The following is a 17,571-nucleotide window of genomic DNA, read 5'->3' as shown; positions in this document are numbered from 1 at the left end:
GGTTCCACGGTGCCACGCCGTTTCGCCGACCCCTGTGACCGGGATCTCGTTCGGGGTCTCACCTGGGGCTTTGTAGGAGTCCTGGGCCGACTCTCAGTGTCTGCTTATGTCAGGGAAGGTAACTTCGCCGTGTCCTTGCCGATACCAAAATGTTACCCAATCTGAGATGGACAACGCTTTGCCTCTTCACCAACTGAACGCCGACTCTTCGACGCGCCCCGCCACTCGCGCCCTGCTCGACTCGACCTCGCGCACCCGGCGGCCCGGCCGCCATCGTGCCACGTCGCACTCCACCACCCGCACGGCCCTGCGAACGGGCGCGTTCGCCGCGTTCGTCGGCGCGGTCGGCCTGAGTGCCGGCACCGCCGCGCAGGCAGCGGCGCAGCCCGCTCCCCCGCCTGCGCCGAAGATCGCGCTGCCCGAGAACGTCAAGCTGCCGGCCGGCGTGGTCCTGCCGCCTGAGCTCGACAAATTCGCTCGCGACGTTCTGCCCCCGTCGGCGTTCGGCCCGGGCAGCTTGGAGCTCCCCGGCATCAAGAAGGCAGTGAAGCCGGTCAGCGGCACCGTGACCTCAGGCTACGGCCCGCGCTGGGGCACCCATCACAACGGAGTCGACATCGCCAACAAGATCGGAACGCCCATCTACGCCGTGACCGACGGCGTCGTCCTCGAGTCCGGCCCGGCATCCGGCTTCGGCCAGTGGGTCCGCGTGAAGCAGGACGACGGCACCGTCGGCGTCTTCGGACACGTCAACGAGAGCTTCGTCCACCCCGGCCAGCATGTGCGCGCCGGCCAGAAGATCGCGACCGTCGGCAACCGCGGCCAGTCCACCGGACCCCACCTGCACTACGAGGTCTGGGATGCCAACGGCACCAAGATCAATCCCCAGGCCTGGCTCAACAAGCGTGGCGTTCACCCGTGACGATTACTCGTCTGGTCTTATTAACGATCCCACCGACTTTTTCGGTGGGATTGTTTGTCTCACAGCCAGATTCGTAGGACTTAGTCGCGCATAGCGCGAAGGGTTCCTATCCGCCTTCCGGCCGAATTCAGTCGAGAAACTTGCGAACTTCGTCGCGCACCTGCTCAATGCACGAGTATGGGGTGGTGCCGCCCATCTCGTACAGCGACAGGATGAAGATGAGGTCTTCGTAGACGTCGTTTTCGTACAGCTTGCGCTTTAGTATCTCGGCTTCGAGGTTGGCGACCGCAGCTGGGCTTTCGGGGTCCAGCATTACGTCGCTCATCGCCTGGATGAGTTGAAGGTCTGGGGGTGGTTTGTTCTCGGCTATGTGATCACGCCTTCTTATGTGACGTGGCGGCCACGTCGCAGTCGGTGACCGTCCTATAGGTGAGCACGCTAGCGTTTCCGCACGCTACCTCGTCTGGTCGCGCGCCGGGACCGCGGAGCATGTCGCGTTGCCCAAGGCGGAACCGACACGTTCCAGCGTAGCCTTTTCAGCGGGTCCGTTCGCGCCCCCACTCGATGTCTTGGTCGGCAATCAGCTCGTGCCACAGACAGATTGACACGCGACGCGGATTGATCCATGATCTGCTTCTACATCACCACCCGGCCCCCAGACTATTGGAAGTTCGAAGCCGCATCTTCCAGGGTGGACAGAGCTGCGTCTCTCGCTCCGATCGACGACGAATCGTCGGGATACACCTCAAAAGTCACAATTCCTGAATCGTATCGGAGTCGTAGATCTTCTGATTCTAAGAGAATGTTGCTGGCAACTACCTTCAAATCGAAAAATCCATGACCGAAAGCAATGCCCGTAGGGGTGAGATGCAATACCAGACCGTACCCCAAGCCGACGTTAACTTGGTTGTTATCAGTGTCTACTGATTCAAGTTTGTAGTAATTGTCAAAAGGTTTTCCGAAGTTGCCATCCGGCAACTTCATGTTGATAACCACGGATTCGTATGCCGAAAAGAAACTTTCAATCGCTCTCTTTGCGGCATCAGCCAGCGTCATTGTCATTTGCACTCTCCTGTACTTCGACCAATCACTTTACTGCAACCATGCCTCAGGCACGTGGAAGCGTGGCGCGAATACGATCTGGTTGCCTCCACCCAGTAGCACGCCGCCCCCGGAAGGAATATGGGTTCCGGTCGAACCCAACTCTTGCAACTCGACTGAACCCTCGAAGAACCTTGTGCCGACGGGAACTTCGATCGAGCTCACCGCGTTTGCTTGGTTTCCCCACTTCGGATTCAAGGCGCTGTCCATTTGCGTCTGCATTGGCCCTTGTGGCATATCTCGCGACCAGAAACCGCCGACACGGCTCTTCCCAGCGGTGTGGGCGCGGTGCAGGATCAGGGGTTCCGTTGTGATCTTCTCCGTGTACACACCTCCACGAAACGTCTGAACCGTGTCTGGTGGAAGGGGACCAACCTCGTGCGGTCCATATTTACGTACAGTCTCGGCACCATCGCAAGGCGTCAAGCCTGTTGGGTCGCAGTTTGACGCTGGGTTCGCGGGATAGGTGTGCGGATTCGGCGCAGGTGCCAATCCCAGCGGATCTGGACTTATGTATCGCCCACTTCCGGGATGGTAGTGCCGGTACCGGTTGTAGTGAAGGCCGCTCTCATCATCCGCGTACTGACCGGGGAACGCCCACGGCGTTGACAAGCCAACCCACGTGCTCTCGCCGTAGAGCGTTCGCGCCGCGTGCCCGGCGACTTCCCCGGTGCGCGGGTCGATAAGTGCTGTCGGTGTCGCGATCTGATCAGTGACGATCGCGAAGAACTCTCGATCGACTTCGGTTTGGGTCCACTCGACCGGCCTGGACGGCGCGACCGTAGGTGACCCGAGGCTCAGGCTCACGTCGGCGTCGGGTGCGCGGTTTCTTGAGTCAGCATCTTCCGTGGCGGTGATCAATTCTGTACTGCGTGTCTGCGCCATAGGTGTGTACGCGTAGCGCGCGAACGTCCAGGTAGTCGCCGTTACTCCAGCGTTTCTTCCGGCGTCCGGTGCATCCGGCACTGACTCCGTCTGTTCGACCAGCTGCTCGCCGTGCCAGTGGAACCGGGTGACCGCTCCGGTTGCCGTGTTGGTCTTGCTCAGTCGACGTCCCAAGTGGTCGTACGTGTACGTCCAGGTCGTCCCGTCGGGAGTGGTAACGCTGCGTAGCCGATCGTGAGCGTCCCAGACGTAATGCCACACATCGGGTTTGCGCGACAATCGCCTGCGACTCATCGTGGTGAGGCGGCCGGCGCGATCGTACCGGTACGACGTCCGGCCGTCGTCGACGAGCAGGGTGCCGGAGTATTGCCAGCGGGGGCCCTTCGAGGCTCGGCTAGCGCCTAGCACCTCAGGGGACGCGGGCTGAGCGGTCGCTGGACGCGAGCCCGTGATCCCGTAATCGGTGATGTTGCCGGTCGCGTCGTAGGTCAATTGCTCCGAGTTGGACACACCGACCGCCGCAGTGATCCGTCCAAGTACATCGACCTGGTAGTCGGTCCGGCCGCGATTGGCGAGCGTCGTCGTCGAAGCGGTCAGGATGCCGTCGGCGCGGTAGGTGTACTCGGCTCGTGCGACGGTGCGTTCCGGTCTCCCGCCGGCCGATCCACTCGAACCGAGGTTCAGCGTCGAAGGATTGACAGAGACCGTCGCAATCGACCGCCCGATGAGCCGTCCGACCGGATCCCACGACGAATCGATGGCCGTGCCCTCGAAGCGTCGGCGCTGCTCGCGACCGGACGCGTCGGTGGTGATGTCACACGTACGACCCGCCGTCGAAATGAAGTCGAGCACGCCGCGCGGGTCGTACCCGTAGCGTGTGTGTACCGCCGTCGGCGTCGTCACCGATGCCGAACGCCCCGCGCCCGTCCAACCAGACTCGATCACCCAGTCCGCGGATCCGTCGTTCACGCCGGTCAATAGCGGCATTCCCGCCGACGTATACGTCGAGTGCCACCGCCCGAACGCGCCGACGACACTCTCCGGTCGCCCGGCGGAATCGTAGCTGTACTCGGTGACTTCCCCGTCGAAGTCGGGGCTGACCGGGTCCGAACTGCGTTCAGCGACAACACGACCGGCTGCGTCGTACTCGAACGCTACAGTCTGCCCGGCCGCGTTCGTCCGCGTAGCGAGCCGTCCGCCCGCGTCGTAAGTGTAAGTCGTTGTCGCGTTGTTGAAGTCGATCTCGGACTGCAGCGAGCCGTCCGGGTTGTACGAGTAGCTCCACACCAGACCGTCGGGGTTGGTGACAGCGACGAGCCGTCGTGCGGTGTCATAGGTGAACGCGGTTCGCGAACCATCCGCATCGATCCGCGCGACCGGCAGGTCGTAGTGGCCGTACTCCCAACGCGTGGTCGCGCCGACGGGATCGACGTAGGCGACGCAATTGCCCTCGCCGTCGTACTCCCACCGCGACTGTCCACCATCGGGAGCGATGAGACTGGTCCGGTTGCCCATCGCGTCGTACCCGACGGTGGTTCTGGCGCCCTCGGCGTCGACGACCTCGACCGGCCGCCCGAACGCGTCGAACGCGATCCGCGTCGTGTTGCCGAGCATGTCGATGATCTCGGTGGGTAGTCCGGCCGCGTTGTTGCGGTAGCGAACCATCACGCCGTCGGGATCCGTGAGCGACGTCAGTGCGCCGTGTTCGTCGTAGGTGTACGACGTGACCGCGCCGGCATTGTCGGTCACCGTCAGCGGACTTCCACTGTCGGTGTACGCGATACGCGTGGTGACCGGGCCCGGTTCGACGATCCGATCCGGCCGTCCCGGACCCGCGTAACTCACTTCCGTCGCTGCGCCGTCGGGTCCGACGATCCGCTCGACATCACCGAAAGCGTTGTAGTGCAGTCGTGTCGAGAGTCCATCTGCACCGGAGAGCACCATAGGTTGTCGACTGTCGTTGTAGTCGATCCTGGTGATCCGACCCAGCGCGTCGATCTCCTGCCGCACCCGATTGTCGGCATCGATGCCGTACAGCGTCGTCGCGCCGACGGCGTCGGTGTAGGTCGTCATCGACCCGGGGCCCGCCGTCCGGAGCTGGTAGTCGAACCGCCCGGACCACACCCCGTTCATGCCGGACTGGATGGTCACACGACCCAGGTCGTCGTACCGGTTCCAGTACTCCATCCCGATCGAGTCGCGCCACCAGGTCATCCGCCCGGCGTCGTCATAGCCGAAACGCGTTGTCGCTCCGACGGCGTTGGTCGACGCGGCTAGATGGCCGCGGTGGTAGGTGAAGGTGCACAGTTGCTGGTCGGCCGGAACGCCGTCCACCCCGGCAACCAGGCGGTAGCCGAGGATTCGAGCGCCGTCGCACTGCACATCGATACGGTAACCGGCGGAATGCTCAACCGCCGAGGGTCTTCCGTGCTCGTCGAAGACGAAGCGGATGCGGTTGTGATGCCGGTCGGTCATCGCGGAGACGGCGATGCTCCCGGCCGCGACGTCGACGCCGTTGAGCTCCGGGATGGGGATGTAGAACCAGCTGATGAGCGTGCGGACATGGGTCAGCTGGTAGCCGTCTGTCGCCGTTGCTCGCAGTTCCCAGTCGGTGTCGTTCACGCTCCGCGACACGGAGTCATTCTGCGGCTTCGGGAAATTCGTCATCGTGCCGTCTGCGTCGACGATGGTCACCAGGTCGTCGGAGACGATGGCGCGGGCGTCGAAGGTCGACGGTGTCGTCGGTCCGAGCCATCGACCCCACCGATACCGCGACCGATGTCGATGGGTCAGTCGGAGCGGCAGGACGCCGGGAAGGTCGACGTCGGTCAGGGGAAGGAAGTATTCGCCGGTCGCGACGTTGACGGGTTCGCCGTTGCTCCGACACTGCTCGGGCGTCTCGTTGCCCTCGCTGGTGTCGGCACGTTCCGTCGAGCCCGCGTCGGTGCGTTCGGGGTGAGCGGGGTCGATCGGTTCGCCGGTGTCGTTGTCCGGGGCGGAGTTATCGACGTCCGGGTTGTCGCCGTCGGGTCGATTACCTGGGGCGGGGTCGCGCGGAGACGACGGTGCATCGGGGCTCGCCGGGCGTGGGCCGGCCGGTGACGGGCGCTCCGGTGTGAACGGGCGGTCGGGAATCACTGTCGGCGGGATTGGCCGGTCGTCAGGTCCGGTGCGCGGCGGGTTGGGTGTTGTATCCGGCGTGTTCCGCGCGGCGGGTTCGGGCACGTGATGGGTGTTCGACGGAACCGGGCGGCCGCGGTCTGCGTCGCGCGGTGTCGTCGATTCCGGTGTGGTGCGCGCAGGCGGCGTGCGGTCCGGGGTGTGATCGGGTGCGCGCGGAGGTGTCGTGGGAGCATCCGCACGCGCCGGGGCGACGGGACCAGCCGGCGTCGGAGCGGGTTTCGTTTGCGCGGGATCGGGTGTGGCATGTGGCGTCGACACCGGAGGGTGCCCGGCGACCGGTGCTACGGGTCCGGTTGCAGGGGTGTCAGCGTGTTCGGGCGTGCGCGTCGGGGTCTCGACGACGTCGGGTCGAGTCGTCGGCGCGTCGGGATGGATCGACCCCGGCGTGGGGCGTGGACCAGGCGCGTCTGGGTCGGGTCGCGTGTGAGGTGTTGTCGGACTTGCTGGTTCGTCGGCTTTAGGCGGGTGCCCGCTCGTCGGCTCGTCGTGCCGGGTCGGGTTCCGGTCGACGACGGGCTCGTCGGGCTTGGGCACCGACGGTTCATGGTGCGTCGGGTTCGGTGCGCCATCGCGGTCGACGGCGTTGTGTCCGGGAGTGGACTGGCCGGGTGAGTGGTCGCCACCGGGTGCGGCTGCGGGAGTGGTGGTGTCGCCGCGGTTGGGTCCGGGCGGGTCGTCGTCGCCCAGGTTTCGTGGTCCAGAGGGATTGTCCGTGGGTCCCGGCGTGGGTGATCCCGGTCCGTCGGAAACGGGCGAGGGAGTGGGCTCGGGATTCGGAGTGGGCGCGGGGGTCTCGGGACCGGGTGTGTGCGGGCCGGGGCCGCCGACAGGTCCGCCGGCAACGGGCTGGTCCGGGGATGCTGCGTCAGGGCGTGGTGCAGGCGGTTCAGGCGCTCCCCCGCTGGGCGGAGTGTCGACGGCGCCCGGCGATGGTGTGCCGGCGTCGGGAGTGGTAGCTGGATTCGGTGAGCCGGCGGGCGCAGGTGGTTCGGGGGCCGGAGCGTCCGGCGCGGGACCGTCAGCTCTGGGGACCGGAGGCGCATTGTGGTCGACGGCGAGGTCGGGACCTTGTCGTCCAGGTAGGTCGGCACTGGGGCTGGCGCCAGGCGTGTTCGGCGACGATCCCTGCGGCACGGGCGACGGGAGCGGACGCCCGGCGGGCGCGTCTGGTCTGGACGGCGAGGGGCTGGGTGACGGGGTCGCGTGACGACCGGGTTTCGTCAGCCCGGACAAGACGTTGGCACCCTTCGGCACCGGTGCCACAGATCCAGCCACCGTCCCGATCAAGTTCCCCAGCGACTCGGCTGGATCAGTTGACCATCCCCCTCCGGCGAGGCTTCGGACGAACTCGTCAGGGTTGGCAACCTGGTCGGTGATGCCCATGATCACGCTCGCCGAATTGCGCAGATACTGATGCGGGTTGGCGATGTTGTAAGGATTCTGCGGGCTCAGCATGGTGAGTCCTTTGACAAGCTCGGTCGCGGAGCCGGCTAGACCGCCTCCGTAATGGACGACACCTGTGATTCCTGCCGTCGCAATGTCTTTCGCGCCCATCTTGGCCTGGTCCAACGCCGACGGCATCGGCGGCGCCATGTTTGCCGCATCGCTTAGTTCGGCCTTTACGCCCGGGGCGGACGAGTTGCGATGGTCTCGTCCGATCTTCAGGACTCGCTGTGCCTCGGCTTTGTAACCGGGAAACGGGTTTGGTCCCGGATGAGTGGGCGGCGTGTCACGTCGATCGTGCTGGTAGTCGTCCAGTTCCTCGTTGTAGATCGTGGCCTTCTTGGCCCATTCGTCCTGCTTGCGCTCGCCCTCTTCCCAGATTCGGATGGCCTCGGCGGCCTTTTGCTGCGCGAAGGTGACGACGCCGGCCCAACCGGTCAGTGCTGCAGCTGCCTTGTTCGCGGCGTCGGCTGCAGCGAACCATTGTGGTACCTGGCTCGCTATCGCGTCACGAAACCCTGATTCGCCGGTGCCGGACCAGTCCCCGACCGACACCCCTCTTAAGCCTGCACCAGCAGCGCCAAAGCTATCTGCGAAGCCACTGAACCTGTCTGCCATAGAGGCGATCGCGGCGGGTTCGCCGAGGACCAGTTCTCTGGGGTCCTTTGTTCTCCCCAGCTCCTCCTCGTCGGGCATTGCGCCCAGGGAGTCCGCGACTTCGTCCCCGAGGTCCTCGACGCCGGTCGCAATGCTGTCGAGACCGATAGCGCGGAGGCCGCCGCCAATGATGTCCGTGGCGCCGTCGACTAACCCGCCCAAGAACTCCTTGCCGCCCTCGAGTGGATCGAACAGGCCCATCTAGTTGCCGTCCGGCGCAGGATCGGAATGACCCTCGGCGCCAGGGCCGCTAGGTGAGTCTGCGGTGAACCCGTCGCGCTCGAAGCCGTCGATCGTGTCGGTTATAAGCGACGACGGATCGACCCAGTGGTGACCGAAGGTCTTCAGGTCCTCGATGAAGGACGTTCTGTTCTCCTCGGCAAACTTCCTGTGATTCTCCATCTCCTCCGGCGTCAATGCCCATTTCGGGTCGGTGAGAGCATCGCGGTTGTGCTCGATGAGCTCGTCCCACGACTTTCCTTCGATGTCTTCCGGCTGAAGACTGGGGTCGCCGAACAGATCCATCGCGTAATTCTTGAGCTGGTCACCCGACCACTTCTCCTCGCGTTCGTAGTAGCTAGCGCCGAGTTCGAGGCCAATCGAGATCTGGGCCGCGCCAATCACGAGCGCTCTAACACCCCACTCCCAACGGGAGCAGTACTCTTCGAGGCCGCTCTTGGGGTCGGCATGGCCGATCGTCCCACCGTTGAGGTCGAGGTCGCCGTATCCGCGGCCGATCGCGGCACTGTAGTCCGAACCGACGCCCGTATCGGCGAGGCCGTTGATCACGCCGTTGATACCAGCGCTGGCCGTTGTCAGGACTTCGGGGTCGACGCGCAGATTCTCAATCATCGGACTACCTCGCCCTCATCGTCGTAGTAGCAGTGCGGTGTTAGCTCGCGGGATGGCGGGAACGTCATCGCCGAAGGTGTCGCAGGATCGACGACTAGGCCGGTGGGTTCGGGGGCTTGGTCGAGGACTCGGTCGATCAGCACATGACCGAGAACGTCGAGGTAGCGGACCTCGTCCAGGCTGCGGTCGGTGAGCTCGGCGAAGTCACGCAGGCGTTCCGGCGTCGTGAACGCCAGCATCCAGGGGATACCGGCCTCCACCAGCGTGAACAGTCGTCCGTGGAGGTCGAGAGGAACGGCGAGTGTGGCATCGCGGAGGGCATCGTAAAGCCGAGGTGGATCGCCGAAACCGGACAAATACGCCCGCACCTCATCGACATATGTCGTCATCACCGGACTCCCCCGCAGTCATCACCGTGTGCCGGTTGATGCTAGATCATGAAGCTGGAGTTCTCGCGGTGGTGTCCACAGGTCGGCTGAACCCGTATTCGCGGTGACACGCCAGGTTGGGTGCCGTCCCATTTCTGTCCGCGAAGACTCCGGAATCTCGTTTCTGCTCTAAGCCCCTGTGTTGAGTGGACGAGAACCCCCCACTACGCACATGTCGCGAGTTCGTCCACAACTCGGCGGCCCCCGTCACAATGACCCCGCGTCGTACTAGTCTGTTCGACGAGTCGGCCCCAGCAAGGGTCCGTCACCGGGAGGGGGACCCATGAGCACGCCATTCGCCGACGACTCTCTGCTGCCCCAGGCCGTCCCGGAAACGCCCGTCAGCCCGCACGGTCGAGGAACTGTACTGCGATCAGAGCGAGCTGACTGGGAGCGTCGGGCTGCTGTGGCTGAGCAGGTAACTAGCGATCTGACTTCCGCCCTTGAGGGGCTTAATGGCATTCTTCGCTCGAACTATTTTGGCGACTGTCGCGAAGGTGAGGGTGTTTTCGACGGTCTGACACGTGCGACGGCTCAGCTGTCGAGCGACCTTACCCGCGGCGTGTACAGGGCTTCAGCGCTCGGCGAACGATGCCGTGCGGCCGCGACATCAATCGAGCAGGTTGATATGGAGGGTGCGGCCGACTTTGCAACTTAGAGAGGGTGCGGTAGCAGTAGCGATCGTTGCACTGGCCGGTCCGATGTTCGGCGCCTGCGCGGTAAATGGAACACCGGTGCCCGTCCCATCGTCCGCCGACTCGTCGTCATCCAGCATGTCTGCGCCGATCCGACAAACCGATAACTTCGGACGCACGCTGCCATTCGAGACGAATTTCCCGAACCGATGGAACATTAATAACGACGGCAGTTCATACGAACCGTGTACTCAGATTCCCGTGACCGTTGTCCGTGAGTTCGGTCTAGAGGAGTCGACCGTCTCGGACGTTGCTGCGTCGGACTTCCAGACCGCCCGCGGATGTCGGTGGAGGTTCCAAGATGATCGTCGTTCTTCACTCGCCCAGTCTGTGGGCAACTTGATCCGGCCACCGGAGGGTCTCGGTGGATACAAGGGGATGTACTCATCGAGCACGACATGGTTTATGGACACGGAGATTGATGGCCGACCCGTCCTAGTTGGGTCATATATGGACGCAGAGTGCGGGGCCATAGTTCGTTCGGGAGACGCCGTCGTCATTACCTCGGTGCTTCGGCTAGGAGCCGACCCGCCGCCGCCGACTCGCCAAACTTGCGACATTGCCGTCGATTTCCTCCGTGCGACACTCGACCAGATTCCGATTTGAGGCATTCCGGCCACCCGATTGCGCAGCAACTATTCGGTCGCCCTTGGGAGCTCTTGCTGACAAAACGAGGGACGACCGGCTTAAAAAGTCGCAGAAATGTCTAGCGCCAGGTGCTGGAATTATACTTCGGTGACTGCGTCGAGGGAGAACGGTTCTATGGGCTGTTGGTTCCAGCGGTCGCATCACTCGCTGACCAGTGCAAGCGCCAGGCCACGCTCGCTCGAGCTCTCGGCGAACAGTGTCAGATCGCGGGTCAGGCGATAGACGAGACCGACGCGCAAGCGCCGGCGATCTGAAGGCGTAGGTGTATGTACCGGAGTATTTGTCTCCTGATGCTTGGTGCCGCCCTCGTTGGGTGCACCACCCGTGGGGCACCTCAATCGGTATCCACTCAGTCAACAGTGCAATCAACCCCGACCGCGGCAATCAGGCAAACTGATGACGCCGGGAGGCATCTGCCCTTCGAAACGAAGTTTCCCAATCGCTGGAGCATCAATAATGACGGGTCACCCTACGAGCCCTGTACTCAGGTTTCGAATAAAACGCTGCGTCAGTTCGGTCTAGTTGTAGATTCCGCAGCTGACATGGCCGGATCCGACTTCCAGACGGCTAGAGGATGCCGATGGAAGTACAGCGACGACGACATGTCCTTCGTTGCACAGTTCGTGGGGGACATCATTCGTCGCTCCGAAGGGTTGACGGGGCACAAGGCGCTGAATCTGGCAGGCAAGACCTGGTTTCCAGATACTTCCCTGAACGGGCGACGAGTCCTTGTGAGTTCGATCGGTGCCGGAGCTTGCTCGGTCTACATTCAGTCGGGTAGCGCGGTAGTAGTAACTACGGTTAGCAGGTTTGATCTGGAACCGCCCCCTACACAGGCCGTATGCGAAGTCGCGACAGACTTCCTAAGAGCAACGATGAATCAGATTCCGCCCTAGCGGCCCTGGTGTTCAGAGCCTGGGGGCGAGTGGTCGCTCTAGCGGCAGTCAGTAACTCGTACGCGCGCCGGGATCGCCCTTCTCCATTGCTGTCACTCCTCAATCTCCACCCCATGCCGAATTGCGAACTCGGCGAGGCCGTCGTCGTAGCCCTGGCCGACTGCGCGAAAGCGCCACAGGCCATTTCGTCGATAGATCTCCGCGATGATCATCGATCGTTCAGTCGTCGCGGCGTCTAAAACTGCTGTTGCGAAGGTGAATTCGGCTGCGTCAACAGTCACTGAGATAGCGCCGACATCCCCGAAGGTTGCGTCGCCGTCGATTGCGGCACCAATCGTGATTCGCTCGATCTCGTCTGGAGCCGCGGCGAGGTCGATGCTGAGGCCTTGCTCGCGGTCACCGTCGATCGACAGTCGTGCGACACCATCTGGACTGGCCGGTTGGTTATAGAAGACGAACTCATCGTCTGACGGGACTCTCCCGTCACCCGCCAACTCGAATGCGACGACGTCGACTTCGGGGCCGCGGGACGAGATGCCGTGCGTAGACGTCCACGCGACGTTGACTGTAAACCCATCCATCTCCTGCGGGATGTCGACGACTGCGCCAGAGGACAACGAAGTCGGCGCGGGACTCGTTTCCGTGCTTCCGTCATCGACGCCCTGCGGTTCAGCTATAGCAGGGTCGCTGGTGTCCGCGACACCCGAGACATGATGGGCCTCAAGGGTCGGGAGACCCCGATCCCGCGCTCTCGCAAAGCGACCATCGGCTTCTCCCCCGCTCAGCACAAGAACGTGCGTGACTGCGGCCGTCAAGTTGATGGCGGGCACAGCACCAAGCTGGACAAGACGTGCCCGCACCGCCGTCGCGTCGCTGTGGAGTCCTCCCAGCACGAGAACCCGTCGACCGGACCATGGCAGTGAACTCGACGCCCGTGGCGGGGGTGTCTCGCGAGTCCGGGCCGGCGAGGAAATGACCTCTATCACCGGAACTGATTTCAGTGTGCCGGGCACGACGCGCTCGGCCAACGAGATCGCAGTCGCTTCATCAACCAATGGGATTCCCAGTTCTTGGGCGCGCTGCAACTTGCGGCTGTCCGGTGCCCCGGGATTGGCGACTAGCAACCCCGTCTTGCCGCTCACCGCGTTCATCACGTCCAATCCTGCATCGGCCAGACGGCGAGCCAGCTCGAGGCGAGGCGCATGCGTCGATCCCGTGATCACGACTTTGGTGCCCTGGATCAGTCCCACAGCCGAGTCATAACGGCCGGGGTCGGTCCACGGACAAGGCACTCTGGTGACCTTGTCTGGATACGCGCGAGTCGCAGCACCGCACGCGACGACGGGCAGTGGCAATCCCAAAGTGCTCGCAAGGCCGGTACTCCGTCGAAACACCTCCAGCAAGGTTCGCACGTCATCGCCGGCGTCGTGGGCGGCTCGTTGTGGGACCGACCGGTGTTGAGCAAGTGTCGAGAGTTTGGCGTTGGGGACGTCCAATTGGAGCCGCCGCGTCAAGGTGATGGTGCACAAACGATGAGTGATCGGGAGAGTAGCCCCTGCTCGTCGCGCCTCCTCGACGAGGAAGCCGTGGTCGAAGACCGCGTTGTGCGCAACCAGCGTCCGACCTTCGAGTAGTTCGCGTAGGTGCTCCAGTGCAGAGTCAAAGGTCGGCGAACCGTTGAGACGCTCGCGCGTAAGGCGATGGATGTGAACGGGACCCGGATCGCACCCGGGGTTGAACAACGACGAGTACTCGCCGACTACGTGTCCGTTTGCGTCCAACGCGATCGCGGCCAAACTGAGTACACGGTGCTGACGCGAACTCAATCCGGACGTCTCGACGTCGACAAGCGTCCAACCTCGCCCTACAGATGACACAGCAAACCCCGCATTCGACAGCTCGACCGGTGCATCCGGCAGGCGGATCCTCGGCCAGCGGATGGGCCCTGGGCGCAAGGCGCATCCGGACAACTCGGTCACTGTAGCGGTTGGCCAACCGACGGGAGGCGAACCGAGGATTCGAACCACAAGTTCGGCACAGAACTCGATTCGTCTGCGGGCCTACTGCTTCCGCGACCTGGTGACGGGTGTCCATCCAACACGCGAGGCGTTGTAGTCCGTTCGGACCAACCGCGACGGTGTCGGCCATGTCCGATACATTCGGTTCGTTCCCACGCAGATGGAGGTCCGATGTCCAACGAACTCGTCCAGGTACCGGTGTGGACGCTGGCCACAGATGAGGCGGATATCCCCGCAGTCCTGAGCGACACAGCGCTGACTCCTGATCGGCTCGCGGGCCTTCGCCGTGCGCTCGCTGAGTTCAGCGAGACGCCCCTGACGACGCTGGAGGCTCATGCGGCGCCCGAGTCACTCGATCGGTCGAAGGGTATCCACCTGCACGGCGTGAGTCCTTTGGCGCAGCAGTTGTCTCAGCTGGTGAAGAGTACGCCCAAGGTCGTTACGGACGGCGGTGAAACGCTGTACCGCATGGTCCTGCCGACCAAGGTTGCGGCACAGGTAGCTGGCGGCATGGTCAAGCCGATGGCGTCGTCGACCGTCGCGGGCGGCGTGCACAGCGCGCTCACGAATGGGTCCAAGATCGCCGCGCAAGCATCCTTCGTACCTGTCACTGCGGGAAAGGCCGCCGCGGCGGGTGCCGCGACAGGATCGGCGACGACGGCGGGAGTTGCCGCCGCCGGCGCCGGTGCGCTGACCGTCGCCGCTCCCCTGGTCTTGATGGCTGTAGCTGTGGGCGTGAGCGCATACGCCGACCAGCAGCGCCAAAAGACCCTCGAACGGATCACTGAACTACTCGAGAAGCTTGTCGCCGACAATCTAGAGTCCGAGCGGCACGCGTTGGAGGCCTGCCGGGGTGCTATCCAGAAGGCGACCTCGATCGTGCTCGACGAAGGGCGCATCGGAGTGACCCTGGGACTGGACTCCGCGGTGTTCGCGATCGAGAACGCCGTGTCGAAAGCCGCATCCCGAATCGCCAGGTGGGAGAAGGCCCTGCAGACGTTTGACAGTGACAAGGTCGAACTGAACCACCTTGCGAAGGCGATCCCGGGTGTCGAGGCAGCAGACAGCGAGTTCTACGTCCACGTCGAGCTTGCCCAGCTTGCTATCGCGATGAAGCGGCGAGTCATCGTTCTCCAAGCGGTGGAGCACGCGCAGTTGTCGGAAGGGAATCCGTTCGAACGCTTCGCTGCGGTGCTGCATAAGGAGCAACAAGATATCGAAGCAATCGATCGCCGCCTTGACGGCGTCTTGCTTCGCCTGTCAGCGCTGCAACTTGACCGGTCTCACGGCATCCGCGACATCATGTTCTCCTCCGGCGAGGTGGACAAACTGCTGAACACAACGCGTCGCTTGCGCGATCTCGGGCAGACAGCACAGATTGCTGGACGGCAGTCGGAGGTCACCATCGACATGGTCCAGGAGAAGGACGGTTCGGTGATCGTCTTTCCTGCGATCGCCTCGTAGGGGTCAACGATGGGGCCGGTGAACGGACGCAACGCGGACCCCAATGTGGTCGCGGCGAAGATGGCGCGGATTCGGGAACCCCACGTAGCGCCACTCAACGAACTCGCCGATCGGGTAGTCGACACCGAAGGCCTACGTCGAGGTGAGGTGCCCTACGTCGACCCCGACACCGGCGGTGTGAACGCTCGCATGCTCGTCCTGCTGGACAACCCGTCGACCAAGGCCGAATCGACCAGCGGCTCATGTCTCTTGAGTCTGGACAACGACGACCGGACCGCGCGGAACTGCCGCGAGGCGTATGCCCGCCACGGAGTCGACTGGGGTGATGTCGTCCACTGGAACGTGGTGCCATTCCCGGTTGCCGGTGTGAAGAACGGTGGATCGACCCCGGCGGAGCGGGCGCGCGGGGCCCGTTGGACCCGGGAAGTGGTGAACCTGCTCCCGAAGCTTGAGATCGTCCTGCTTCTCGGTGGTTCCGCTCGCGATGGTTGGCGTCGTGCATCCATCACGCGCGCCGGCATCTACGTGCCGCCAGGCAAGATTCCGCACTGTTCGATGCGCGGCTTGAACACCGCGGGCGGGCGCGAGCGGTTCGATGCCGCGATAGCCGACGTATCGACGAGACTCATGCTGGCCTGAGTACCCACCTGGAACGGATGAGGACTCCGGTGACGTTCCGCCACCGGCGTGCAGTCGTAGCTTCGGGACGCCCACACGGTTCCGACCAGCATGGGCCAATGCGCTGTGCAGCAGAATCTCTCGCTGCCGTCGAACCGCCCTATTGTCATCGCATGACGACTGACACGCATTGTGCGCAACGCGTGTTGCGAACACGTTCCGCGTCCACACCGTCCCCAGTGTGGCTGGCCACCGGACTGATGATCACCGGAGCGAGCATCCAGCTCATCGGCTTGTTTCACGCGCTCTCGTTGGTCGACGCAGTCAGGGAAGAAGCACGTCTGCGGCAGTCCGTTCTCCTCAGTGACGGATCGACTTATCGGAGCTCTGACGCACTAGGTGTCTCTAGCGAGACCGGGACCAACGTCGCGACCGGTTTGATCGTCGCGTCCTGCCTCGCTCTAGCCGGACTCTGGCTACTGCTTGCGTACACCAACCTGCGCGGTTTCCGCTGGGCGCGCGTGGCGGCCTCTGTCATCGGCGCGGTAGGCATCGCCTCCGGGATCACGTCCGTAGCAACCTATGACAGGTCAGTGACCAGCACGCTCGACCTCCTGCTGTTGGTCATCGAAGTCGCCGTACTGAGTCTCCTTTGGCATCCGCGTTCAGCGCCCCACTTCCGCCAGAAGTGACCTGACAGTCGGCCAACGCCCCGCTGCGTTTCGGCTCGGTCGATGATTCCGGCGTTTGGCAGAATGCGGGCATGGTCGAACAGAGCATCTGGATGCAGAAGTCCGCCGCGGATCCCAACCACTCCAGCTGGTATGTCGAACGCTTCCGCACCCTGGCACGTGAGGGCAACGACCTTGTCGGCGAGGCCCGGCTCATTGACGCGATGGCGTCGCGCGGGTCCCGCATCCTCGACGCCGGGTGTGGCCCGGGGCGCGTGGGCGGGTACCTCGCCGAGGTCGGACACGACGTCGTCGGCGTCGACGTCGACCCGGTCCTCATCCAGGCCGCTGAAGAAGACCACCCAGGCCCGCGCTGGCTGGTGAACGACCTTGCCGAACTCGACCTCCCCGCCCGCGGCATCGACGAACCGTTCAACCTCATCGTCTCGGCCGGCAACGTGATGGCGTTCCTCGCGCAGAGCACCCGCGTCACCGTCCTCGAGCGACTGCGCGCACATCTCCGCAACGACGGCCGTGCAGTAATCGGGTTCGGCGCCGGCCGGGACTACGCGTTCGACGAGTTCCTCGAGAACGCAGCCACCGCCGGCTTCGCTCAGGACCTGCTCCTGGAGTCCTGGGACGTCCGCCCGTTCACCGACAAGTCGGATTTCCTCGTAGCGATCCTGCGGCCCGCATAGAGGTCACCTGCTAGGCATCTGTAATGCCAACGTCAAGAGCTATGAGCGACACCCGAATCAGCCGTCGGCGGTCCCGAACGTCCCCTCAGTGATCTCGACGTCAGGCGACAGTGGCTGCCGCATCCGCCAGCGTTCAGTCAGCTTCGACGCGGCGATCTTCCACTCGCCGTCTTCGACGACGTACTCGTCGTCGTACTCCCCCAGCATGACCGTCTCGGTACGGTCGAGCAGGTTCACCTGTCGGAAGCGCAACGACCATCGCCCCGTCGCAGTCGTCTCGCTGGTGTTGGTGGCGTGTCCCCCGTGAACCGGTCTGGGTGGTTCTAGAGTCCTGATTGCCCTGTTGAGGGCGGAGAAGGGACGATAGGGATCATGGCGGGACGGAAGCGTCA

General features: G+C 63.7%; 13 protein-coding genes and 3 pseudogenes. 7 read left to right on the top strand and 9 right to left on the bottom strand.

From position 1 onward, the window contains the following. The first annotated feature begins 166 nt into the window (after window positions 1–166). Window positions 167–922, top strand: a complete 756-nt coding sequence (locus B1818_RS20635) for a M23 family metallopeptidase (RefSeq protein WP_058250497.1) — start codon at window positions 167–169, stop codon at window positions 920–922. Between the two features lie 127 nt (window positions 923–1,049). On the opposite strand, the gene B1818_RS20630 is transcribed toward B1818_RS20635, so the two are convergent. The 6 genes and pseudogenes from B1818_RS20630 to B1818_RS20615 form a co-directional block, all read right to left on the bottom strand. Next, the gene (locus B1818_RS20630; protein WP_139114191.1) at window positions 1,050–1,247 is read right to left on the bottom strand and encodes a hypothetical protein; all 198 of its coding nucleotides are present in this window, start codon (window positions 1,245–1,247) and stop codon (window positions 1,050–1,052) included. 335 nt (window positions 1,248–1,582) lie between these two features. After that, window positions 1,583–1,984 (bottom strand): hypothetical protein, encoded by a 402-nt coding sequence (locus B1818_RS24020; RefSeq protein ID WP_139114190.1) that lies wholly within the window; start codon window positions 1,982–1,984, stop codon window positions 1,583–1,585. A gap of 30 nt (window positions 1,985–2,014) precedes the next feature. Continuing rightward, the gene (locus B1818_RS24535) at window positions 2,015–6,046 is read right to left on the bottom strand and encodes an RHS repeat-associated core domain-containing protein (RefSeq protein ID WP_231742273.1); all 4,032 of its coding nucleotides are present in this window, start codon (window positions 6,044–6,046) and stop codon (window positions 2,015–2,017) included. A gap of 1,632 nt (window positions 6,047–7,678) precedes the next feature. Next, window positions 7,679–8,392: pseudogene (locus B1818_RS24780) on the bottom strand (putative T7SS-secreted protein); the annotation flags it as partial. Beyond that, window positions 8,393–9,043: a hypothetical protein gene (locus B1818_RS20620; RefSeq protein ID WP_058250494.1), complete on the bottom strand. Its 651-nt coding sequence runs from the start codon at window positions 9,041–9,043 to the stop codon at window positions 8,393–8,395. Then, window positions 9,040–9,432 (bottom strand): SseB family protein, encoded by a 393-nt coding sequence (locus B1818_RS20615; protein ID WP_058250493.1) that lies wholly within the window; start codon window positions 9,430–9,432, stop codon window positions 9,040–9,042. The genes B1818_RS20620 and B1818_RS20615 overlap by 4 nt, the downstream gene beginning before the upstream one ends. A gap of 740 nt (window positions 9,433–10,172) precedes the next feature. Between B1818_RS20615 and B1818_RS20605 the strand changes: the two genes are divergently transcribed. Further along, on the top strand, window positions 10,173–10,772 hold the full coding sequence (locus tag B1818_RS20605; protein ID WP_078113839.1) for a DUF3558 family protein: 600 nt from the start codon (window positions 10,173–10,175) through the stop codon (window positions 10,770–10,772). Between the two features lie 308 nt (window positions 10,773–11,080). After that, window positions 11,081–11,710: a DUF3558 family protein gene (locus tag B1818_RS20595; protein WP_078113838.1), complete on the top strand. Its 630-nt coding sequence runs from the start codon at window positions 11,081–11,083 to the stop codon at window positions 11,708–11,710. Window positions 11,711–11,802: 92 nt separating this feature from the next. On the opposite strand, the gene B1818_RS20590 is transcribed toward B1818_RS20595, so the two are convergent. Together B1818_RS20590 and B1818_RS24775 are read right to left on the bottom strand one after the other, a co-directional pair. Next, window positions 11,803–12,960, bottom strand: coding sequence for a TerD family protein (locus tag B1818_RS20590; RefSeq protein WP_331456747.1), 1,158 nt, complete (start codon window positions 12,958–12,960; stop codon window positions 11,803–11,805). A gap of 198 nt (window positions 12,961–13,158) precedes the next feature. Next, window positions 13,159–13,587, bottom strand: a pseudogene (locus tag B1818_RS24775) (exonuclease domain-containing protein); the annotation flags it as partial. A gap of 312 nt (window positions 13,588–13,899) precedes the next feature. Between B1818_RS24775 and B1818_RS20585 the strand changes: the two are divergent. From B1818_RS20585 to B1818_RS20570, 4 genes are all read left to right on the top strand, one after another. Next, window positions 13,900–15,192, top strand: coding sequence for a hypothetical protein (locus B1818_RS20585; protein ID WP_058250490.1), 1,293 nt, complete (start codon window positions 13,900–13,902; stop codon window positions 15,190–15,192). Between the two features lie 9 nt (window positions 15,193–15,201). After that, window positions 15,202–15,831 (top strand): uracil-DNA glycosylase, encoded by a 630-nt coding sequence (locus B1818_RS20580; RefSeq protein WP_058250489.1) that lies wholly within the window; start codon window positions 15,202–15,204, stop codon window positions 15,829–15,831. A 152-nt stretch (window positions 15,832–15,983) separates the two neighbouring features. Further along, window positions 15,984–16,502, top strand: coding sequence for a hypothetical protein (locus tag B1818_RS20575; RefSeq protein WP_139114189.1), 519 nt, complete (start codon window positions 15,984–15,986; stop codon window positions 16,500–16,502). Between the two features lie 71 nt (window positions 16,503–16,573). Then, on the top strand, window positions 16,574–17,179 hold the full coding sequence (locus tag B1818_RS20570; RefSeq protein WP_058250487.1) for a trans-aconitate 2-methyltransferase: 606 nt from the start codon (window positions 16,574–16,576) through the stop codon (window positions 17,177–17,179). A gap of 57 nt (window positions 17,180–17,236) precedes the next feature. On the opposite strand, the pseudogene B1818_RS20565 reads toward B1818_RS20570, so the two are convergent. Then, a pseudogene (locus B1818_RS20565) lies at window positions 17,237–17,464 on the bottom strand (nuclear transport factor 2 family protein); the annotation flags it as partial. Window positions 17,465–17,571 lie beyond the last annotated feature (107 nt).

The sequence above is a fragment of the Gordonia sp. IITR100 genome, from assembly GCF_002009645.1.
GTDB classification, from domain to species: Bacteria; Actinomycetota; Actinomycetes; order Mycobacteriales; family Mycobacteriaceae; genus Gordonia; species Gordonia hongkongensis.
This window is presented reverse-complemented; position numbering and strand designations above follow the sequence as displayed.